Source organism: Pseudomonas sp. NPDC088322, assembly GCF_044740745.1.
In the GTDB taxonomy this organism is placed as follows: domain Bacteria; phylum Pseudomonadota; class Gammaproteobacteria; order Pseudomonadales; family Pseudomonadaceae; genus Aquipseudomonas; species Aquipseudomonas shirazensis.
In genome coordinates, this window is the sequence record NZ_JBIURK010000004.1 from 582,481 (window position 1) to 602,693 (window position 20,213).

Here is a 20,213-nt window from a genome sequence, read left to right on the forward strand (position 1 = left end):
CGGCCACTTTAAATTTGCGCGGCGTTGCTGCCTAATGAGAGCTGTTGACCCCGTGATAACTTTTAGTGATCCCCTATGCTGCCACCTTTGAGTTCCATGGCGTCGCGCCTGCGCTTGCGCCAGCTACGCCTGCTGATCAGCCTTGACGAGCTGGGCTCGATCCACAAGGCGGCCGAGGCCATGTCGATTACCCAGCCGGGGGCGACCAAGGCCCTCAACGAGATCGAATCGACCCTGGGCGCGGTGCTCTTCGAGCGCACCAGCAAGGGCCTGCAGGCGAATGACCTGGGGCGTTGCGTGGTGCGTTATGCGCGCTTGATCGGCAACGACCTGGCGCACCTGCGTGAAGAGATGCTGGGAATTCTCCAGGGCCATGGCGGGCGGTTGTCGGTGGGCACGATCATGGGGGCGGTGCCGATTCTGGTGGAGGGCCTGGCGCGTTTGCGCGAAAGCCAGCCGGACCTGTCGGTGGCGGTGGTCGAGGACACCAGTGACCGCTTGTTGACCCTGCTCGATCAGGGCCGACTGGATGTGGTGATCTGCCGGACCAGTGTCAGCCCGCGCCCGGCGGCGTACCACAGCCGGGTCAAGCACCAGGAGCAGCTGGTGCTGGTGGCCAACCCGGCGCATCCGCTGGCGGCCAGCGCTTCGTTGAACCTGGCACAGCTGGCCGATTCGCGGTGGGTGGTGTTCCCGGTGAACATGCCGATGCGCCTGACCCTGGAGCGTGAGTTTCGCGAGGCGGGGTTGAGCTTTCCGCAGTATCCGATCGAAACGTCTTCGACCTTCACCACGTTGTCGATGCTGTTGCAGGATCCGGGCTTGCTGGCGGTGATGCCGTGGGATGTGGCCAAGGTCGCGCTGGATCACGGGATGCTGGTGAGGCTGCCATTGCAATTGCAGTCACGCAGTGAGCCGTACGAGGTCGTGACGCGGCAGGGGGTGGAGTTGAGTGCGCCAGCGCAGGTGCTGGTCGAAATCCTGATGGAGTAGCTTGTCGGCGCGCTCATCGATCATACAACCCAGACACTCCCCGACCCTGTGGGAGCGGGCTTGCCCCGCGAAGAGGCCGGCCGAGTCGACGGAATCGACCGTTAGGCTGAAAATTGTTGGCTCTGCTGGCGCCGCCGGTTACGCAATGAATGATCCCTCCATCAACAACCCAAAAAAAACCCGGCATTTCTGCCGGGTTTTTTCATGCCGCTGGAAGCTCAACGCTCCCGCCGGATGTTACGCCTGAACAACCGGGATCTTGGCGCTTTCCGCAGCGTCACGGAACTCGGCGATCTGGTCGAAGCTCAGGTAGCGGTAGACGTCGGCAGCCATGCTGTCGATGTCTTTGGCGTACTGCATGTACTCTTCGATGGTCGGCAGCTTGCCGATGATCGAAGCCACTGCTGCCAGCTCGGCCGAAGCCAGGTAGACGTTGGTGGCATCGCCCAGACGGTTAGGGAAGTTACGGGTCGACGTGGAAACCACGGTCGAACCGGTCTGCACACGTGCCTGGTTACCCATGCACAGCGAGCAACCTGGCATTTCCATGCGCGCGCCAGCTTTGCCGTAGATGCCGTAGTAGCCTTCTTCGGTCAGCTGGTGAGCGTCCATCTTGGTTGGCGGAGCCAGCCACAGACGGGTCGGAATACCGCCCTTGACCTTCTCCAGCAGCTTGCCAGCAGCGCGGAAGTGACCAATGTTGGTCATGCACGAGCCGATGAACACTTCGTCGATCTTCTCGCCCTGTACCGAAGACAGCAGGCGGGCGTCGTCCGGGTCGTTCGGCGCGCAGAGCACAGGCTCTTTGACGTCGGCCAGGTCGATTTCGATGATCTCGGCGTATTCGGCATCGGCGTCTGCAGACAGCAGCTGCGGGTTGGCCAGCCAGGCTTCCATGGCTTGCGCACGGCGCTCCATGGTCCGCGCATCGCCGTAGCCTTCGCTGATCATCCAGCGCAGCAGGGTGATGTTCGACTGCAGGTATTCGGCAACCGCTTTTTCCGGCAGCTTGATGGTGCAGCCAGCAGCAGAGCGCTCGGCGGAAGCGTCGGACAGCTCGAACGCTTGCTCGACAGTCAGCTCGTCGAGGCCTTCGATCTCCAAGATGCGACCCGAGAAGGCGTTGATCTTGCCTTTCTTCTCGACGGTCAGCAGGCCTTGCTGAATGGCGTAGTACGGGATCGCATGGACCAGGTCACGCAGGGTGATGCCAGGCTGCAGCTTGCCCTTGAAGCGAACCAGGATCGACTCTGGCATGTCCAGCGGCATCACGCCGGTGGCAGCGGCGAAGGCGACCAGGCCGGAACCGGCCGGGAACGAGATGCCGATCGGGAAGCGGGTGTGCGAGTCGCCGCCGGTGCCGACGGTGTCAGGCAGCAGCATGCGGTTCAGCCAGCTGTGGATGATGCCGTCGCCAGGACGCAGCGACACGCCGCCACGGGTGCGGATGAAATCCGGCAGGGTGTGGTGGGTGGTGACGTCGATTGGCTTCGGGTAAGCAGCGGTGTGGCAGAACGACTGCATTACCAGGTCAGCCGAGAAGCCCAGGCAGGCGAGGTCTTTGAGCTCGTCGCGGGTCATCGGGCCGGTGGTGTCTTGCGAACCCACGGTGGTCATCTTCGGTTCGCAGTAGGCGCCTGGACGTACGCCCTGGCCTTCTGGCATGCCGCAGGCACGGCCAACCATTTTCTGCGCCAGGGTGAAGCCCTTGCCAGTATCGACCGGTGCGTCCGGCAGTTTGAACAGGTCGGTTGCACCCATGCCCAGCTCGGTGCGCGCCTTGTCGGTCAAGCCACGGCCAACGATCAGCGGGATACGGCCGCCAGCACGGACTTCGTCGAGCAGGACTGGCGTTTTCAGTTCGAAGGTGGTGACCAGCTCGTCGCTTTCGTGACGGCGTACTTCACCTTTGAACGGGTACACGTCGATGACGTCGCCCATTGCCAGGTTGCTGCAGTCGAATTCGATTGGCAGGGCGCCGGCGTCTTCCATGGTGTTGTAGAAGATCGGAGCGATCTTGGTGCCGAAGCAGAAACCGCCAGCGCGCTTGTTCGGCACGTTGGGGATATCGTCACCGAAGAACCACAGTACCGAGTTGGTTGCCGATTTACGCGACGAACCGGTACCGACCACGTCACCGACGTAGGCGACCGGGAAGCCTTTGGCGCGCATGGCTTCGATCTGCTTGAGCGGACCGACCGAGCCTGGTTGCTCAGGCTCGATGCCGTCACGGGCCATTTTCAGCATGGCCAGGGCGTGCAGCGGAATATCAGGGCGCGACCAGGCATCCGGTGCAGGGGAGAGGTCGTCGGTGTTGGTTTCGCCAGGCACCTTGAACACGGTCAGGGTGTACTTTTCGGCAATTTCAGGGCGCTTGGTGAACCACTCGCCATTGGCCCAGGACTCCAGCACAGCCTTGGCGTGGGCGTTGCCCGCCTTGGCTTTTTCGGCGACGTCATGGAAAGCATCGAACATCAGCAGGGTGTGCTTGAGCTGTTCGGCCGCGACGGCAGCCAGTTCGGCGTCGTCCAGCAGCGCGACCAGAGTCTCGATGTTGTAGCCGCCCTGCATGGTGCCGAGCAGCTCGGTGGCATGCTTGCGGTCGAGCAGTGGCGAAGTGGCTTCGCCCTTGGCGATTGCCGAGAGGAAACCGGCCTTGACGTAGGCAGCTTCGTCAACGCCTGGTGGTACGCGGTTGGTGATCAGGTCAACGAGGAAGGCTTCTTCGCCGGCTGGCGGGTTTTTCAACAGTTCGACCAGGCCTGCAGTCTGTTCGGCGTTCAGCGGCTGGGGCACGATGCCCAGGGCTTTACGCTCTTCGATATGTTTGCGGTAGGCTTCAAGCACAGTTATTACCCTCATCAGTGGTCCCTAAAGGGAGTCCGGGACGCTCATCCAGAATTCAACGCGGCCATGCGCAATACGGCTTCGTGAGCCGTCCAGCCAGGCGTGCGGAAAATCCTTGCAGAAGCTGTTTTCAAAGTTTTACGCCTGTAGAACGGAGCGCTGATGAGGGGTTGGCGCGGCACATGCGAGGGCTGCATGGGCCGGCCAACACCGTTCTACCGGATTAACTGTGCTTCGTGACGCTTTGAAAACAGCTTCCAACGGACATTGTTGCCTTGAAAAGGCGGGTTGATTCTACGGCAAAAACTGAACAAAAGTAAGGCGCGGGATGCGACTTTAACAAGTGACCCTGGTTAGACAAAGGGCTAACATGGAGCCGTGTGCCACCGCCAAGCTGTTGTCTGTTCATGTCCAATCAGTCCATCAAAACCCCATGTGTCGGGCTCTGCTCGACCGTCTACGGCGACCTTGTATGCCGCGGCTGCAAGCGCTTTCATCATGAAGTGATTCACTGGAATGGCTACAGCGAAGAGGCCAAACGGGCGGTCTGGCTGCGCTTGGAGCAGTTGCTGGTGCAAGTGATGATGGCCAAGCTGGAAGTGTTCGACAAGGACTGCCTGCGCCAACAACTGGAGCAGCGCTCGATCCGCTTTGTGGTGCAGCAGTCAGAGTACTGCTGGGCCTACCAATTGATTGCCAGGGGCGCGCGGATGATCCGTGACCTTGAGGCCTATGGCATGGCGCTGTTGCCTGAGTTTCGTGGCTGGGATCTGCCACAGTTGCGCGACGCCATCGACCGGGAGTTCTTCCTGTTGTCCGAAGCACATTACCAGCGCTACATCGCACCGTCGTTTCTCAAGGACGTGCTGGGGTAGCCTTCCAGATGCCGCGCGGCGCCAGCAGTCCTTAGCGTTCATCGCTCCTTCAAGCTGGAGTGACGTGATGAGCAGCCTTGTATTCATGCCTGAACTGAGTTTTACCGCCCGCTGCCGCTGGCAACTTGCAGATTATGTTTCGACCCCTGCGGTATGGGAGGACGGCGACGACCTGTCCCGGCCGCTCTGGACCGAGTTCGATACCTGGAATAGCGACAGCGGCTGGTTGATAGCGAGCCGCAATTATGACGGAACACGGCCAGATTCATTTCCGCCGGACGAATGGCAGGGTGAAGATTTACGACAATCGCTCGGTGTCGATACCTTCTGGTTCGGCACCTATCGCCATGCGCTGGGCTACGTCTACGAGATCCGCCCGGCCTATACTGGCCGCAACGGCGACCAGTATCCCAGGCTCAACTACTGGTTGGACGTGAGCAGGAGCGGCTATCTGGGTTTTTACCCTACAGACGCCAAAGCTGGAAGCCTGACCGATAAAGAAGGGGTAATAGCCCTGAAAGATCCGATCGGTGTCGCGCCGGTGGTAAAACTGCCGGTAGACACGCAGATTGATCTCGACTTGCCGCTCTACAAACTCAGAAAGGGCTTGAAGACGCCGCTCTGGCACATCGCATGCCTGAATCCGGAGCGCTTGGTGGAGGGCGGTCTGCACCTGAACCTGTCTCTCTATGGCGGCCTTGAAGCTGTCAAGGTGCGCCGACTGGTAGAGAACGGGCAAGGGTATCTGAATACAGGCCGCGGCAGGCCGGGTGTGTTGCTGATGTGTATCGACAACCCATGCGTGCCGCCGCACCCGAAACCCTCGATAGACTGAAACCGCCTACGCGCCGCTGTACTCGCAGCCGCTGGTGCAGGTTTCGTGAATACGCACCTTGGACAGTTCTGGCAGCAGCGGTTTCACCTGCTGCCAAATCCACACCGCGATCACTTCGCTGGTGGGGTTTTCCAGGCCAGGAATGTCGTTCAGATAGTTATGGTCGAGCTGCTCGTAGATCGGCTTGAAAATCGCCTTGATCTCGGAGAAGTCGCGGATCCAGCCGGTATGCGGGTCAAGCGGGCCGGTCAGGTGCAGGGCGACCTTGAACGAGTGGCCGTGCAAGCGGCCGCATTTATGACCAGGCGCGACATTGGGCAGGCGATGGGCCGATTCGAAGGTGAACTCTTTGAAAATTTCCACGGGGTAGTAACTCTGTTGCAAGCGAGAATGGCGGCGATTCTACCAGCATGGCCGCAGTGAGTGGTTGTGCCTGTGTGGTCAGCTGCCCGGTGGCGTTTGCGCACCCACTGCAACAGTGCTCGAGTCATGCGCTATCATGCCCGCGAGCAATTTCAGGTTGGCTTAAGGAGCCGTGGTTAATCTTAACCCCGTAGACAACTTGCATATCCCGATGGAGAGATACTCATGAAAACTTTGACTGCCCTGTTCACTGCTGCTGCCCTGTCTGTTGCTGCCACCGCTGCCCTGGCCGACGTGCCGGCGCATGAAATCAGCGCCCTGGAAAAAGCCGGCACCGTGCAGCCATTGCAGAAACTGGCCGAGACTGCCAAGGCCAAGCATCCTGGTTCAACCATCACCGACTCCGAGCTTGAAAACGAATACGGCCGCTACATCCTCAAGGTCGAACTGCGTGATGCGCAGAACGTTGAATGGGACGTTGATCTGGATGCCAAGACCGGCGAAATACTGAAAAACGCCCAAGACAAATAATGAGCCCGCTATCGCGCAAGCCGCGCTACCTGGCGCTGGCCCTGATGGCCGTGTGTTCACTGGCGCTGGCGCGTGATCTTGACCAGGATGAAGCCCTCGCGCTGCGGCAAAAGGGCATCATCCTGCCGCTTGAGCATCTGCTCGACTCTGCCCTGGGGCGTTACCCCGGGGCACGTCTGCTTGAGGCAGAGCTTGAAGAAAAACATGGCCGCTATGAATACGAGGTCGAGCTGCTGACCCTTGAAGGGGTGGTGCGCGAAATCAAGCTGGATGCCCGCAGCGGTGTGTTGCTCAAAGACGAGGAGGACGACTGAATGCGCCTGTTGCTGGTCGAGGATAACGTGCCGCTGGCCGATGAGCTGACTGCCGGCCTGCAGCGTCAGGGCTACGCCGTCGACTGGCTGGCCGACGGCCGTGATGCGGTCTATCAAGGCCAGAGCGAGCCCTACGATCTGATCATTCTCGACCTTGGCTTGCCCGGCTTGCCGGGATTGGAAGTCCTCGCCCAGTGGCGTGCAGGCGGGTTGGCCACGCCAGTGCTGATCCTGACGGCGCGCGGCTCGTGGGCCGAGCGCATCGAAGGCTTGAAGGCCGGCGCCGACGACTACCTGAGCAAGCCGTTCCACCCTGAAGAGCTGCAACTGCGCATTCAGGCACTGCTGCGCCGCGCGCGCGGCCTGGCCAATCAGCCCAAGCTTGAGGCAGCCGGCCTGCACTTGGACGAAAGCCGCCAGTGTGTCAGCCGCGAGGGTGTCGATGTGCAACTGACCGCGGCGGAGTTTCGCCTGCTGCGCTACTTCATGCTGCATCCCGGCCAGGTGCTGTCAAAGGGGCATCTGGCCGAGCACCTGTATGACGGCGAAACCGAGCGCGACTCCAACGTGCTTGAGGTGCACGTCAATCACCTGCGGCGTAAACTCGGCCGCAGCGTCATCGAAACCCGTCGCGGGCAAGGTTACGTCTACGCCGGCAGCACGCCGTGAAGTCGATCCAGGCACGCTTGAGTGTTGGCCTTATCGCCGTATTGGTAGTGATCGGGCTGGCCTTTGCACAGTTGACCCTGTGGCTGTTCGAGGCCGGCCTGCAGCGTTACCTCGAAGTCGGTTTGCGCAAGGAAAGCGAGAACCTGCTAGTGGCGCTGGTGCGCGGCCCGGATGGTCTGCAGCTGGACGAGCGGCGCATCTCGGCGGCCTACCAGCGGCCGTTTTCCGGGTATTACTTTCGCATCGATTTCGAGCAGGGCAGTTGGCGATCTCGCTCATTGTGGGACCTGGACATGCCCAAGCCGGCCAAGCCGGGACTCGAAGATACCCATGTACTAGGTCCTGAAGGCCAACAGTTGCTGGCCCTGCGTGCTGACTATCGGCGCCTGGGTCAGGACATCTCGATCAGCGTCGCGCAGGATTATTCACCAGTACGCCAGGGCTTTCAGCGCATGCAGCAGATCGGCTTGGGCATGGGCCTGATCGCCCTGGTGCTGGTGCTGGTATTGCAGCGCATCACTGTTACCCGCTCGCTCCGGCCATTGGAGCGAGCCCGCCAGCAGATCGCGCAGCTGCAGCAAGGCCAGCGTTCACAGCTGGATGCCGAAGTGCCCAGCGAACTGCAGCCGCTGGTCGATCAGGTCAACCATCTGCTTGCCCACACCGAAGACAGCCTGCGCCGCTCGCGCAATGCGCTGGGCAATCTTGGCCATGCGTTGAAAACGCCGATGGCGGTTCTGCTCAGCCTGGCCTCCAGCGAGCGCTTGCGCGATTTGCCTGACGTACGCACGCAAATGCGCGAGCAGCTCGAACAGATCCAGCAGCGCCTGGAACGTGAACTCAACCGTGCGCGGTTGGCGGGCGATGCTCTGCCCGGCGCGCAGTTTGATTGCGATGCGGAGTTGCCAAGCCTGCTGGCAACCTTGGGCATGATTCATGGTGAAGGTCTGCTGCTCGAACGCGATACGCCCGCCGGACTGCTGCTGCCTTGGGACCGCGAGGACCTGCTCGAGCTGCTCGGCAACCTGCTCGACAATGCCTGCAAATGGGCTGACAGCGAAGTCCGCTTGGGTATCGCCACGAGTGCCTCTGGTTATCAGTTATGGGTGGATGACGATGGCCCGGGCATTCCTGAGGAAAAACGCGTGCACGTGCTCGAGCGAGGTTCGCGGCTGGACGAGCAGGTCAATGGTCACGGCCTGGGCTTGGGTATCGTGCGCGATATCGTCGACGCCTGGGGCGGCACTATCGCCCTGCAGGAAAACCCTCAAGGCGGCCTGCGAGTGAGCATCGAGCTGCCCGGCAAAGGCCGCTGAACGGCCTACGCTGATGCTGCAAAATTATTGAGCCCAAACCGCATTATTTTGAATTTGCCCCACAATAGTGCGCGCGGCACACTCTTGCTCTGAAATGGCTCATCCCGGCCAAGTTGAAGAGCACGTTCTGCCGATGTCTGCCTCGCGTCCCGAACCCCTGTTGCAGCGCCTGATGCCGGCGCCCCTCAATATTCCTCCCAAAGAATGGCTGCGCGCAGGCGTCGGTGCCTTGCTCGGCCTGTGCCTCGCAGGTTGGCTATGCAGCCTGGCCTATGGTCCCTCCATTGCGCTGCATCTGCTTGGCCCTCTGGCGGCAACAGCCGTGCTGGTTTTCGCCGTGCACGCCGGGCCGCTGGCGCAGCCGTGGTCGGTGCTGGGCAGCTACGCGCTGGCGGGCGTAATCGGCTTGGTCATGCGCCAGCACCTGGGCAGCGAGCTGTGGGTGGCTGGCGCTGCGCTGGGCTTGTCGTTGTTGGTCATGTGCCTGCTGCGCTGCCTGCACCCGCCGGGCGGCGGAGTAGCGGTCAGCGCGGTACTGGCCGATTCCGGGCTGGTCGCCATGGGCGATCATCTGCTCGAGCCAATCATGCTCAATGCGCTGGTGCTGGTCGCAGTGGCGGTGGTCTACAACCGCCTGACGGGCGTGCGCTATCCCAAGCCTGGCTTGCCGCGCAAGGATCTGCACCACACCCACGACCCAGTGCCCAGCGCCCGGGTAGGTTTCAGCAGCGACGACCTCGATCAGGCTCTGGAAGACATCGGCGAGTACGTTGACGTCAGCCGTGACGAGCTTGAGCGTATTCTTCTGGCCACTGAACAGCATGCCTTGCAGCGCAGTCTAGGCGGTATCACCGCGGCTTCGGTGATGTCCCGCGATGTGCAATTTGCCAGCCCGCAGACCACGCTGGAGCAAGCCTGGCAGATGCTCGCCAGCCACCACCTGAAGACGCTGCCAGTACTGGCGGAGGGGCGCCTGGTCGGCATCGTCAGCCTCAGTGATGTGCTGACGGCGGCCATGGCGCGGGCGCGGTTCAGCTGGCGTGGGCTGTGGCGGCGCAGGCCGGTGGTGCTGGAGCAGGTGATGAGCCGGCGGGTGATCAGTGTCAGTAGCCAGCACCCGCTGGAGCGTCTGCTGCCATTGCTGTGCGAGCAAGGCTTGCACTGCCTGCCGGTACTCGATGACGGCAAGCTGGTCGGGGTGATCACCCAGACCGACCTGATTGCCGGTCTCAAGCGCCAGTTGCTCAACCACAGCACGCTTGCTTCAGATGAGCGGGTCCCAGCGTTGTGACCAGTCACTGACGCCCGCTGCGACTTGCCGGCGCAGCACGCCGAAGGCCTGCTGCAAGGCGGCGCTGTCGTGCTTGCGGGTGTACACCAGAAAAGTCGGGTAGGTGAATTCCGGCGCTTGCGGCACCCGCTCGAACACGCCGCTGTCCAGGTAAGCCTGCACCACCCGTGTACGGAAATAACCGCTGCCACCGTGCTCGAGAATGAACTGCAAGGCCAGCGGGCCGAGGTTGAAGCTCAGCGCTGGGCGGGCACAGTCGGGCAGGGCGGCATCATGCTGGCGGCGAAACGTCTCGCCCCAGTCGATATACACATAAGGCTCTGGCCGTTCTACGTGGCGGATGCGCACCAGTTTTTCTTCCATCAACTGCTCCACCTGCAGGCCAGGCCCGTAGATGGGCTGATAGACCAGCGCAGCATCGAGCAAGCCGCGCTCGACCTTGCGCAGCAACGATTCGCCGTCGCTGACCTCGCTGCGGATGGCATGGCTGGGCATCTCGCGGTACAGCGCACTGACCCAGTCAAGCAGCAGTGGGTTGCCCAGGCTGGTTTCGCCGCCCAGGTGCAGCAGCTGCTGACAACCCTGCGGCAGCGGCAGGTCACGGCGGGCGGCCTCCCAGGTTTCCACCAGTTGGTGGGCGTAGGTGACGAAGGCTTCGCCGTCTGCGGTCAGGCTGGCGCCGCTGCGGCTGCGGACAAACAGCTGGCAACCTAGCTGCTGCTCAAGACGCTGCACCCGCGCGGTGATTGCCGTCTGCGACACGCACAGGCCCTCGGCGGCGGCGACCAGGCTGCCGCAGCGCACAATCTCCAGAAAGGTGCGTGCCTGTTCGATATCCATGCTGTGCTCATTGATCAAGGTGATGGCTATTCTAGAGCCTTGCTCGCTGCTTGGCGCGCTTCAAAAGCGCCGCCTTGATAGTGCCTGCTGATGCGAATTTGCAGGTCGGTTATGGACTTTAGTCCCATGGCAGGGGCGTCAGGCAGGTCCATACTGCAGGCTCGCCCTTCAATAACAACAAGTATCGGGTTGCGACTGACATGACCTACCAGCACAGCTACGCCCGTTCCATTTCCGACCCTGTGGCCTTCTGGGCCGAGCAGGCCGACCAGCTGGCCTGGTACCACAAGCCGCGCCAGACCCTGATCAACAATACCGACGGCAGCCATTGCTGGTTTGCCGACGGGCGCCTGAACAGCTGCTACCTGGCCCTGGATCACCAGATCGAACAAGGCCGTGGCGAGCAGACCGCGTTGATCTACGACTCGCCGGTAACCGCCACCCAGCAGCGTTTCAGCTACCTTGAGCTGCGCGATGAAGTTGCGCGTCTGGCCGGGCTGCTGCGCGAGTTGGGCGTGCGCAAGGGCGACGGTGTCGTCATCTACATGCCGATGGTGCCGCAGGCGGCCATGGCCATGCTCGCCTGCGCGCGGATTGGCGCAGTGCACTCGGTAGTGTTCGGCGGTTTTGCCGCCAACGAGCTGGCCCTGCGTATCGATGATGCCAAGCCGACGCTGGTGCTCACGGCCTCCTGCGGGCTGGAGTTTGATCGGGTCATCGAATACAAGCCGCTGATCGATCGCGCGCTGCAACTGGCCAGCCATCAGCCTCGCCACGTGCTGGTGCTGCAGCGGCCACAGGCCAAGGCCGCGCTGCAGCCTGGGCGTGACCTGGACTGGCAACAGGCACTGGTCAACGCGCAGCCTGTGGCGCCGGTCGAGCTCAGTGCAACCGACCCGCTATATATCATGTACACCTCCGGCACCACCGGCAAACCCAAGGGCATCGTCCGCGAAAACGGCGGCAACGCGGTCGCCTTGAGCTACACCATGCGCCATATCTATGGCATGCAGGCGGGCGATGTCTGGTGGGGGATTTCCGATGTGGGCTGGGTGGTCGGTCACTCGCTGATCGTCTACGGGCCGCTGATGACCGGTTGCACCACGGTGTTCTATGAAGGCAAGCCGATCCGCACCCCGGACGCCGCCGCGTACTGGCGGGTGGTCGAGCAGTATCAGGTGAATGCCTTGTTCTGCGCGCCGACGGCGATGCGCGCGATCCGCAAGGAAGACCCCCATGGCGAACTGCTCGCCGGGTATGACCTGAGCTCCCTGCGCCAATTGTTCCTCGCCGGGGAAAAGCTTGATTCAAGCACCCATCAATGGCTGGAGCAGGTCACCGGCAAACCGGTGCATGACCACTGGTGGCAGACCGAAACCGGCTGGCCGGTGACCGCACCCTGTGTCGGCCTTGAAGGCAGCGCCGCACGCCCCGGGTCGAGCAACCGCGCAGTACCGGGCTACAACGTGCAGGTGCTGGACGACGACGGGCATTTACTCGGGCCGAATCAACAGGGCGCGATCGTCATCGCCCTGCCGTTGCCGCCGGGCTGCAGCCAGACGCTGTGGGGTGATCATCAGCGCTATCTGCAGGCGTATCTGCACACCTATCCGGGCTACTACCATACCGGTGATGGCGGCTATCTGGACGATGACGGCTTCGTCTACATCATGGGTCGCACCGATGACGTCATCAACGTCTCCGGGCATCGGTTGTCTACCGGCGAAATGGAAGATCTGGTCGCCCGCCATGCAGCGGTTGCCGAGTGCGCGGTGATCGGTGTGCACGACGACATCAAGGGCCAGGTGCCGCTGGCGTTGGTGGTACTCAAGGACGGCGAAGAGCTAGCCGAGCAAAAATTGCAGGCTGAACTGGTTGCCAGTGTGCGCGAGCAGATCGGTGCGCTGGCATGCTTCAACCGGGTGCGGTTGGTCAAGCGCTTGCCCAAGACACGCTCCGGCAAGATTCTGCGCGCGGTGCTGCGCAAGATCGCTGACGGTCAGGCCTATGTACCACCGTCAACGCTGGATGACCCGGCTGTGCTTGGCGAAATCGAAGCGGTGCTGGCCGATCTGCCCCGCGCAGGTTAAAGCACAGTCGTGCCGACCTGATGCAGCTGGCCGAGACGGCTGCGGCTGCGCATCAGGTCGGCAATGGCGCCACCCAGGCTCTGCTCGAGCGGATAGCGGCCAATCAGCACCAGCTCGCAATCTTGGTCGTACAGCACATCGACCAGGTTGACGAAGCGTTGCTGCGCTGCGAGCGAACATTCGGCCAGGTCTTCCAGGTCGTCGATGATCCAGCGATCGTAACGGCTGGCCAGCTCCAGATAATCCACCACCGCCGTGGCCTGCTCGCACAGATCGACAAAGCTGAAGTGCACCTGTCGATCCTGGCTGGCCAGGGCGCGCAGCGGGCGATGGTTGATGTCCAGGGTCAGCGGCTGGGCTTCAGGCAGCGCCAGGGCCAGGCGTTGCTCAGCTGTGCCGGGCCAAACGTAGTGGCCCTGGGTAAAACGCTGGTGCGCGCGGTTGGCCGGCAGGCTGCGAAAGTCGATGTCGCCGCCCACTTCCATCACCAGCATGCGGCTGTTGATCAGGCGGATCACTGGCAAGAACCGCTCATGGTAAAGCGGGTTGGGCAGCAGGCCTTCAGGGGCATAGTTGGAAGTCAGGACGACAAACACGTTGCGCTCGAACAGCGCGCTGAACAGCCGGGTGAGTAGCATCGCATCGCCGATGTCGTGCACATGGAACTCGTCGAAGCACAGCACCTGGCAGTCGCCAATCAGTTCATCCAGGGTTGCCGCCATGGCATTGTTGGCGCCGCGATGGCGGTGCATGCCCTGATGCAGACGAGCGAAGAAATCGTGAAAGTGCAGGCGCAGCTTGGCCTCCACCTCCAGCGCCTGGTAAAAGCCATCGAGTAGCCAGCTCTTGCCGCGGCCAACCGACCCATACAGATACAAGCTGCGCGCCTGGCCGTCAGTCAGCGCGGCCAACTGTTGCGCCATGCGCTCGATAACCCGCCGTTGACCTTCGCTCAAGCTATAGCCGCGCTGCCTGGCCTTGCCCTCGAAGTAGCTCAACAGCTGGCAGTCGCCTTGCGCATCGGTACGCGAGCGGAGGCGCAAGTGGCGAAGCGGCGTGGAAATCCAGGCAGACAAGCGGGTGGTCCTCAACGGCGGGGCAGGGCGATTGGCGCCCTCCAGTGAGTGACCATTTTCACCGCAAGCACCGCTGGCAGGCAATCATCCCGGCGGGTAGCCAGGCGATTGTGGGCGACTACCGGCCGGTCAGTGCCCGCTGGCACTGGTCATGCGCCACTGCCAAATGAACAGCCTCAGGCTTGGCGCTTGAGCTGACGGTCGATCATGTACTTGATCGACAGGCGACGCTCCTTGAGGCGGTGCAGGTCATCATCGCTGGTATAGCCCGCCGAGATGGCCTCGGCAGCCAGCACCTGGTTGTCGATATCGACGTACTCGTCGAGCAGGCGATCAAGGGTCTGATCCTGCTGGCGACGCTGCTGAACGATTTCGCGGGGGTAGTGCAGGTCTTGGTACAGGTCATGGGAAACTGGCATGGCGCCCTCCTTGTAAGCGCTGGGTTACTTGACTATTGGGCAGGGCTGCAGGGATTTGGTTTTTTAGCTGGACGAGCTTTGCCGACAGGCGGTCACGCAGCGGCTGGTGCCTGACTAACTTGCTGTTTTTTTGAGATTTTTTTTAAAAAAGGGGTTTTCATGATCAAGGATTGTTGTTAAAGTGCCGCGCATTCCCCGACAACAACTCATGTTGTCAGCCACGGGAATTGTCAGAGCGACAGTGCATCGCACTCGTTGCATCAGATACAGGGGCGTCGCCAAGCGGTAAGGCAGCAGGTTTTGATCCTGCCATGCGTTGGTTCGAATCCAGCCGCCCCTGCCATTATCTTCCTCGCTTTACCCTCTCTCTATATATCCCGCGCAATCCACCAACGCTACCCATCCGTATTGCAGTTGCTGAGCAACGGCCGAGCGCGGTGCTCAGACCGCGCCCAGCAAATCGTCCAGGGTTTTCGCCAGCAGTTGATCCTGTACCGGTTTCTGAATGACCACACTGTCGCCCAGCTCGAAGCCTTGCAGCTCGGCATAGCCCGTGAGAATCACCACCGGCAATTGCGGGAAGCGCTCACGCGCCGCCAACGCGAGCTGCGCGCCGTTGAATTCGGGCATGGCAAAGTCTGTCAGCAGCACATCGACGTGTTCATCGAGCAAGCACAGGGCCTGCTCGCCACCGTGCGCCTGGCGTACCTGATAACCGTGCGAGCGCAGTAGCTCGCCGATCATGTCGCGGACCAGGTGATCATCGTCCACCAACAGCACGGTGCGATCACGGCCCTCTGCCGAGAGGGCTGGCGCCGCAGGCGCCGCGGGTGCTTCGAAGGCTACAGGCTGCTTGACCGCAGGCAGGTAGACCGACACCAAGGTACCCTGGTCCGGCGCAGTATCGATAGACACGCCGCCGCCCGATTGCTTGGCGAAGCCGAACACCTGGGCCAGGCCAAGGCCCGAGCCTTTACCGATGTCCTTGGTGGTGAAGAATGGCTCGAATACCTTGCCGACTACCTCTTCACTCATGCCGCAACCGGTATCGCGAATCGACAGCATCACGTACTCGCCAGGCTCCGGGTCTTCCGGTCGCTGGGCGCGTTCTGTGATCAAGGTATTGCGCGTCGACAGGATCAGCTGGCCGCCATCGGCCATGGCGTCGCGGGCGTTGATCGCCAGGTTGAGAATGATCATCTCGGTCTGGGTCGGGTCAGTCAGTGCCTGCCAAAGGCTGGCATCCAGATCCAGGCGTACCGAGACATTGCCGCCCAAGGTGCGTCGCAGCAGCTCTTCCAGGCCGGTGAGGGTCTGGTTGAGGTTCAGCGGCACAGGCTCGAGCCGCTGGCGCCGGGAGAAGGCCAGCAACTGTGAGGTCAACTTGGCACCGCGCTCGCCAGCCTCGCGGATGTGCTTGAGGCGGCTGCGGGCCTTGTCGTAATTCTCTTTCTGCAGGTCACGCTCAAGGAAACTCGCGCCGGTCAGAATCACCGTCAGCAAGTTGTTGAAGTCGTGCGCGACCCCGGCAGTCAGCTGGCCGACTGCCTCCAGTCGCTGCATCTGCTGCAGCGCAGCTTCGATACGCTCGCGCTCATCGATCTGCTCGCGCAGGCGCATGTTGGCCTCGGCCAGGCCCATCGACGATTCGCGCTCACTGGTGATATCGCGGGCGACCACATAGAGCAGGGTGTCCTCGGGCACGATCACCCAGGACAACCAGCGCTGTTGGCCGCTGGCATGTTGAATCCGCCCTACAAAGCGGGCACTGGTGCGGCCCTGGCCGAGGGCGGCCAGCTCAGCGAGAAAGGCTTCCTGATCCGGCTCGGGTAGCAGCTGCAGCAGGGTGGTCTGGCTCAGGCGTTCACGCGAGATGCCCAGGCTGACTTCCCAGGCTGGGTTGAGCGCGACCGGGGTCAGGTCTCTGTTCAGTACCGCCAGCAAGTCCTGGGACAATTCCCATGAGCGATCGCGCTCCCGGGTACGCCGCTCGACCCGCTCGCCGAGCATCTCGTTGAGCTGCTTGAGCGCCGTGGTCGCCTGGCGTTGTTCATGAATGTCCTGCAATACGCCGGAAAAGCGCACGCAGCGGCCGTCGACGAATTGGGTCTGGCCGCTCGAGAGCAACCAGCGCGGCTCGAGGCCGTCACGCTGATTGATACGAAACTCGACCCGGTAGTGACCGCCTGCCTGGGGCTGCATGACCTGCTCGACAGCGTCACGAACCAGCGCGACGTCTTCGGGATAGATGCCTGCGTAGAACACATCCAACGACATCTGAGTGTCGACAGGCAGGCCAAACAAGGTCTTGCAGCGGTCATCCCAGAGCAGCAGATCTTCCTGCGGGCGATAGTCCCAGGTACCCATGCCCGCAGCATCGATGGCAAACCGGGCGCGCGCCTCAAGCTCGGCCAGCGCTTCCTCCGCGCGGCGGCGGCGATGGCGCTCCTGCACTTCGGTCAGCGCCCGGCGCACGGCCTTGGGCAGCAGCGGCAGGTTCTTCTTCAGGACATAGTCGGTGGCGCCAAGGCGGATCATCTCCACCGCGTGCTCTTCACCATAAATGCCAGAGAGGAAGATGAACGGCACATCTGGCGCCAGCCGCTGAGCAATCGCCAGCACCTCGGTGCCGGACGAGCCAGGCAACACGCAATCGCACAGGATCAGGTCAAAACGGCCGTGGTGCAGCGCATGCTCGACGCCAATATGGTCGAACACCAGTTGCGACTCGATGTGCAGCCCGCTGCGCTCCAGGCGCAATAAGGTCAGCTCGGCATCCATCGAACTGTCTTCGACCATCAGTAGCTTGAGCGGGCCTGACAACATGCTAGTTGGACTCAATTGTTACCACGCCGAGTCAGCCGCAACGAGCCAGGCGGCGGTTCATTGAGGACGGCCCAGAAGATCCCCAGATCGGAGATGGCCGTGACAAATTCCTTGAACTCGACCGGCTTCACCACGTAGGCATTGACCCCGAGCTCATAGGCGCGCAGCAGATCGGGTTCTTCCCGCGAGGAGGTCAGCATCACCGTCGGGATGCTGCGCAGCTCTGGGGTTTCGCGCACCGCCTTGAGCACCTCCAGGCCATCCACCTTGGGCAGTTTCAGGTCGAGCAGAAGTACGGCCGGGTTGCCATCGTCGCGGTCGGCGTAACCGTTGCGGCGCAACAGGTAGTCGAGGGCGTCGGCGCCATCGCGCAGTACGATGACTTCGTTGGCCAGCTGGCTGCGCTCCAGCGCGACAAGCGTCAACTCCAGATCCCTGGGGTTGTCTTCGACCAACAAGATCGGTTTTAGCATGATGTGTACGTTACCTCAGGTGTTCGATGAATGACGCGGGAGGGCGAAATGGAACGACGCTCCCTGGTTGATCTCGCCGTCAGCCCATACACGGCCGTCGTGACGTTCGATGATCCGGCGCACGCTGGCCAGGCCGATGCCGGTGCCTTCGAAGTCTTCCATGCGGTGCAAGCGCTGGAACACGCCGAACAGCTTATTGGCATAGGCCATATCGAAGCCGACGCCGTTGTCGCGTATATAGATTTCAGTCTCGTGCGGGTGTTGCTTGGCGCGGATCTCTATACGCGCAGGATCGCGGCCTCGGGTGTACTTGATCGCGTTGGCGATCAGGTTATGCAGTGCCATGTTGATGAACGCCGGGTCGGCGATCACCTTGGGCAGTTTTTCCACGTCCCAGATGATTGTACGGCCGGCAAAATCCGGTGTCAGCTCGTTGCGAATGGTGTCGACCAGGGCGTTCAGGTCGACATCCGACATGCGCAGGGCAGAGCGGCCCATCTGAGAGAAATTGAGCAGGTTGTCGACAAGTGTGCCAGCAAAGTGCGCGGCTTCTTCGATGTGCTTGAGGAAGCGCTGGCCGCGTTCGCTGAGGTTCTCGCTTTCGACTTCGGTGAGCAGTTCGGTGTAGCCGGCGATGTGCCGTAGCGGTGCGCGCAGATCGTGCGACACGCTGTAGGAAAACGCTTCGAGTTCCTTGTTCGACTGGCGCAGCTCACCGGCCAGTTGCGCCAGCTCTTCGGCTTTGCGCAGCACGATCCCCAGTACGGCTATGCGAAGTTCGGCCACGCCTTCGATGATCAGCGGGTCCCAAGATTCGCTGTAACCGCCAACGTCTTCCTGCCAGCGCTCGAAGCTGTGTCGCGGGTTGAGGTCGCCCGCGGCGCTGATGGCTTTTTCCGGGCGCCCGGCCCAGTTGACCGTGCGTACCTGCTCGGGGCGGAACCACACCAGATAGTGCGAGTGGATCTGCGAAATCGCCACCGCCAGCACACCGCCAACGTGCTTGGCCAGCTCTGGTAAGTCCTGGATGTCGCGGCGCACGTTGTCGGTGCTGAACACCGATTCGGCGTCTTGCTGTGACAGCCAGTGGACCAGCGCATTGACCTGCGCAGCGGGCGGCGTCACGCCGATCAGGTCGCAGCGCTCGGCACTGATGATCGCCGCGCCAGTGGCACCGGCAAAGTCCAGCAGGACCTGAGGCAAGGCCTTCAAACCAGCACTGACGCTGTCGTGGTCGGCCATCGAGGCCAGCATGCGCACGATGCGCTGGCGCATGTCGAGCATGGTCTGGGTGCCGGTGTGCGCTTCACGGGATTCGATCTGCAGCGACAGCACGCTGGCCAGCAGCTCGCAGGCCGTGCGAGTGGGCAGGTCGACGGCATGCGGCTGGTCGTGATGGCAGGAGATCAGCCCCCACAACTTGCCGTCTACGACGATCGACAAAGAGGTCGATGCCAGGGTGCCCATGTTGCGCATGTACTGTAGGTGCACCGGCGATACCGCGCGCAACGCCGCATAGCTCATGTCCAGCGGCTTGCCGGTGCGCGGGTTGCTGTGGGGATACAGCGGCGAGGCAATGTAGTTGGCATCTTCGATGACCCGAATCCGATTGACTCGGTACAACTCGCGGGCCTGGCGTGGAATATCGGAGGCCGGGAAGCACAGGCCCAGATAGCTCGGGTAGCCGGGGTCGGCGACCTCGGCAAGTACCTCGCCGTTGCCTTCGGCATCGAAGCGGTAGGCCTTGACCCTGCCAAAGCCGGTAATGCGTTTGATCTGCATGACCGACTGCTGCAACAGTTCGACGATGCAGCTGACGTTGTGCACGCTGCCGACGAAGGCGCGTACCAGCGGGTAGTAATCGCCATGCCCGGACGGGCCGCTGGCCGTGCGGATCGGTTCGAATTCGGTGATCAGGACCTGGTCGTGACGATGCACCAGCACGCGCATGTGGCTGCAGTCTGGGCTGGGCTGGCGTAGTTCAACGTCGCCGATATGAAACGGGAATACCTCATCGACCGGCAGATACTGCATCTGTGCACGCAGGTCGAAACTGTCGCTGATCAGATCAGCGAAGGTGCGCCCAAGCAGCTCGGGCGCCGCAGACCCAAGCCAGCGCTCAGCGTTCTCGCTGGCTTGCAGCACGCACAGGTCCTGCTCGTCGAGTACCAGCATGAAACCCTGCGGCTGGATGCTGCCGGGGACCTGAATAGGCTCCTGGGCGCAGCGCTCGACAGCCTGGTCGAATGCGGTGGGGGCAGTTGTCAAAGCGGTACTCCTGGTGATTCTGTCCTCGCCCGGCGGAAAGCGCATGGCATAGGCTGTTGCTGCTGCAAAAGTATCAGATTGTCGGCTGCTTTGCCGGCATATGGCCATTTGAGGTCTGATTAGTTCAGGGGTTCGCCGTTTGAGTACAAAAATAGCGTGCAGTGCCGTGAAAGGTGCGGAACGGGGG

Annotated in this window: 18 protein-coding genes and 1 tRNA gene; 11 read left to right on the forward strand and 8 right to left on the reverse strand. The window is 61.9% G+C overall.

Features of this window, described 5'->3' with window-relative positions; all coding sequences use genetic code 11:
* The first annotated feature begins 75 nt into the window (after positions 1-75).
* Positions 76-993: a LysR family transcriptional regulator gene (locus ACIOAU_RS13430; protein ID WP_101321002.1), complete on the forward strand. Its 918-nt coding sequence runs from the start codon at positions 76-78 to the stop codon at positions 991-993.
* 237 nt (positions 994-1,230) lie between these two features.
* Here ACIOAU_RS13430 and acnB read toward each other — a convergent pair whose 3' ends face one another.
* Positions 1,231-3,840, reverse strand: a complete 2,610-nt coding sequence (acnB, locus tag ACIOAU_RS13435; protein WP_150573172.1) for a bifunctional aconitate hydratase 2/2-methylisocitrate dehydratase — start codon at positions 3,838-3,840, stop codon at positions 1,231-1,233.
* A gap of 407 nt (positions 3,841-4,247) precedes the next feature.
* On the opposite strand from acnB, the gene ACIOAU_RS13440 reads away from it, so the two are divergent.
* The gene (locus ACIOAU_RS13440; protein WP_101320998.1) at positions 4,248-4,715 is read left to right on the forward strand and encodes a DUF1289 domain-containing protein; all 468 of its coding nucleotides are present in this window, start codon (positions 4,248-4,250) and stop codon (positions 4,713-4,715) included.
* A 67-nt stretch (positions 4,716-4,782) separates the two neighbouring features.
* A complete protein-coding gene (locus ACIOAU_RS13445) occupies positions 4,783-5,550 on the forward strand; it encodes a hypothetical protein (RefSeq protein ID WP_401182462.1) in 768 nt (255 codons plus the stop codon).
* Between the two features lie 6 nt (positions 5,551-5,556).
* Here ACIOAU_RS13445 and queD read toward each other — a convergent pair whose 3' ends face one another.
* The gene (gene queD, locus ACIOAU_RS13450) at positions 5,557-5,913 is read right to left on the reverse strand and encodes a 6-carboxytetrahydropterin synthase QueD (protein WP_101320994.1); all 357 of its coding nucleotides are present in this window, start codon (positions 5,911-5,913) and stop codon (positions 5,557-5,559) included.
* Positions 5,914-6,138: 225 nt separating this feature from the next.
* On the opposite strand from queD, the gene ACIOAU_RS13455 reads away from it, so the two are divergent.
* From ACIOAU_RS13455 to ACIOAU_RS13475, 5 genes are all read left to right on the forward strand, one after another.
* A complete protein-coding gene (locus ACIOAU_RS13455; protein ID WP_103437942.1) occupies positions 6,139-6,444 on the forward strand; it encodes a PepSY domain-containing protein in 306 nt (101 codons plus the stop codon).
* Positions 6,444-6,758: a PepSY domain-containing protein gene (locus ACIOAU_RS13460; protein ID WP_103437941.1), complete on the forward strand. Its 315-nt coding sequence runs from the start codon at positions 6,444-6,446 to the stop codon at positions 6,756-6,758. The genes ACIOAU_RS13455 and ACIOAU_RS13460 overlap by 1 nt, the downstream gene beginning before the upstream one ends.
* Positions 6,759-7,427, forward strand: coding sequence for a response regulator transcription factor (locus ACIOAU_RS13465; protein ID WP_101320987.1), 669 nt, complete (start codon positions 6,759-6,761; stop codon positions 7,425-7,427).
* Entirely contained in the window at positions 7,424-8,743 is a 1,320-nt protein-coding gene (locus tag ACIOAU_RS13470) for a sensor histidine kinase (RefSeq protein WP_401182467.1), read from the forward strand. The genes ACIOAU_RS13465 and ACIOAU_RS13470 overlap by 4 nt, the downstream gene beginning before the upstream one ends.
* A gap of 133 nt (positions 8,744-8,876) precedes the next feature.
* Complete coding sequence (locus tag ACIOAU_RS13475; RefSeq protein WP_150569855.1) at positions 8,877-10,034, forward strand: HPP family protein; 1,158 nt, start codon at positions 8,877-8,879, stop codon at positions 10,032-10,034.
* Here ACIOAU_RS13475 and ACIOAU_RS13480 read toward each other — a convergent pair.
* Positions 10,008-10,874: a LysR family transcriptional regulator gene (locus ACIOAU_RS13480; RefSeq protein WP_101320981.1), complete on the reverse strand. Its 867-nt coding sequence runs from the start codon at positions 10,872-10,874 to the stop codon at positions 10,008-10,010. The genes ACIOAU_RS13475 and ACIOAU_RS13480 overlap by 27 nt on opposite strands.
* Positions 10,875-11,074: 200 nt before the next feature.
* On the opposite strand from ACIOAU_RS13480, the gene ACIOAU_RS13485 reads away from it, so the two are divergent.
* The gene (locus tag ACIOAU_RS13485) at positions 11,075-12,964 is read left to right on the forward strand and encodes a propionyl-CoA synthetase (protein ID WP_401182471.1); all 1,890 of its coding nucleotides are present in this window, start codon (positions 11,075-11,077) and stop codon (positions 12,962-12,964) included.
* Here the strand turns inward: ACIOAU_RS13485 and zapE are convergent.
* Positions 12,961-14,040, reverse strand: coding sequence for a cell division protein ZapE (gene zapE / locus ACIOAU_RS13490; protein WP_401182474.1), 1,080 nt, complete (start codon positions 14,038-14,040; stop codon positions 12,961-12,963). The two genes, ACIOAU_RS13485 and zapE, sit on opposite strands and share 4 nt — an antisense overlap.
* A 44-nt stretch (positions 14,041-14,084) precedes the next feature.
* Here zapE and ACIOAU_RS13495 point away from each other — a divergent pair, with 44 nt between their 5' ends.
* On the forward strand, positions 14,085-14,210 hold the full coding sequence (locus tag ACIOAU_RS13495) for a hypothetical protein (RefSeq protein WP_401182477.1): 126 nt from the start codon (positions 14,085-14,087) through the stop codon (positions 14,208-14,210).
* Positions 14,211-14,216: 6 nt separating this feature from the next.
* Here ACIOAU_RS13495 and ACIOAU_RS13500 read toward each other — a convergent pair whose 3' ends face one another.
* Positions 14,217-14,459, reverse strand: coding sequence for a DUF465 domain-containing protein (locus tag ACIOAU_RS13500; RefSeq protein WP_181108138.1), 243 nt, complete (start codon positions 14,457-14,459; stop codon positions 14,217-14,219).
* 268 nt (positions 14,460-14,727) lie between these two features.
* Between ACIOAU_RS13500 and ACIOAU_RS13505 the strand changes: the two genes are divergently transcribed.
* Positions 14,728-14,802 (forward strand) — tRNA-Gln (locus ACIOAU_RS13505).
* 98 nt (positions 14,803-14,900) lie between these two features.
* On the opposite strand, the gene ACIOAU_RS13510 is transcribed toward ACIOAU_RS13505, so the two are convergent.
* The 3 genes from ACIOAU_RS13510 to ACIOAU_RS13520 are packed head-to-tail and all read right to left on the reverse strand — an operon-like array spanning position 14,901 to position 20,026.
* Positions 14,901-17,285 carry a hybrid sensor histidine kinase/response regulator gene (locus ACIOAU_RS13510; protein ID WP_259072529.1) on the reverse strand — a complete coding sequence of 795 codons (2,385 nt, stop codon included), beginning with the start codon at positions 17,283-17,285 and terminating at the stop codon, positions 14,901-14,903.
* 11 nt (positions 17,286-17,296) lie between these two features.
* Positions 17,297-17,758, reverse strand: coding sequence for a response regulator (locus ACIOAU_RS13515; RefSeq protein ID WP_101320970.1), 462 nt, complete (start codon positions 17,756-17,758; stop codon positions 17,297-17,299).
* A gap of 15 nt (positions 17,759-17,773) precedes the next feature.
* The gene (locus tag ACIOAU_RS13520) at positions 17,774-20,026 is read right to left on the reverse strand and encodes an ATP-binding protein (RefSeq protein ID WP_401182481.1); all 2,253 of its coding nucleotides are present in this window, start codon (positions 20,024-20,026) and stop codon (positions 17,774-17,776) included.
* Positions 20,027-20,213: the final 187 nt, after the last annotated feature.

Coding starts and splice junctions, on each gene's coding strand:
- ACIOAU_RS13430 (WP_101321002.1), top strand. CDS start 76: ATGCTGCCACCTTTGAGTTCCATGGCGTCGCGCCTGCGCTTGCGCCAG.
- ACIOAU_RS13440 (WP_101320998.1), top strand. CDS start 4,248: ATGTCCAATCAGTCCATCAAAACCCCATGTGTCGGGCTCTGCTCGACC.
- ACIOAU_RS13445 (WP_401182462.1), top strand. CDS start 4,783: ATGAGCAGCCTTGTATTCATGCCTGAACTGAGTTTTACCGCCCGCTGC.
- ACIOAU_RS13455 (WP_103437942.1), top strand. CDS start 6,139: ATGAAAACTTTGACTGCCCTGTTCACTGCTGCTGCCCTGTCTGTTGCT.
- ACIOAU_RS13460 (WP_103437941.1), top strand. CDS start 6,444: ATGAGCCCGCTATCGCGCAAGCCGCGCTACCTGGCGCTGGCCCTGATG.
- ACIOAU_RS13465 (WP_101320987.1), top strand. CDS start 6,759: ATGCGCCTGTTGCTGGTCGAGGATAACGTGCCGCTGGCCGATGAGCTG.
- ACIOAU_RS13475 (WP_150569855.1), top strand. CDS start 8,877: ATGTCTGCCTCGCGTCCCGAACCCCTGTTGCAGCGCCTGATGCCGGCG.
- ACIOAU_RS13480 (WP_101320981.1), bottom strand. CDS start 10,874: ATGGATATCGAACAGGCACGCACCTTTCTGGAGATTGTGCGCTGCGGC.
- ACIOAU_RS13485 (WP_401182471.1), top strand. CDS start 11,075: ATGACCTACCAGCACAGCTACGCCCGTTCCATTTCCGACCCTGTGGCC.
- ACIOAU_RS13500 (WP_181108138.1), bottom strand. CDS start 14,459: ATGCCAGTTTCCCATGACCTGTACCAAGACCTGCACTACCCCCGCGAA.
- ACIOAU_RS13510 (WP_259072529.1), bottom strand. CDS start 17,285: ATGTTGTCAGGCCCGCTCAAGCTACTGATGGTCGAAGACAGTTCGATG.
- ACIOAU_RS13515 (WP_101320970.1), bottom strand. CDS start 17,758: ATGCTAAAACCGATCTTGTTGGTCGAAGACAACCCCAGGGATCTGGAG.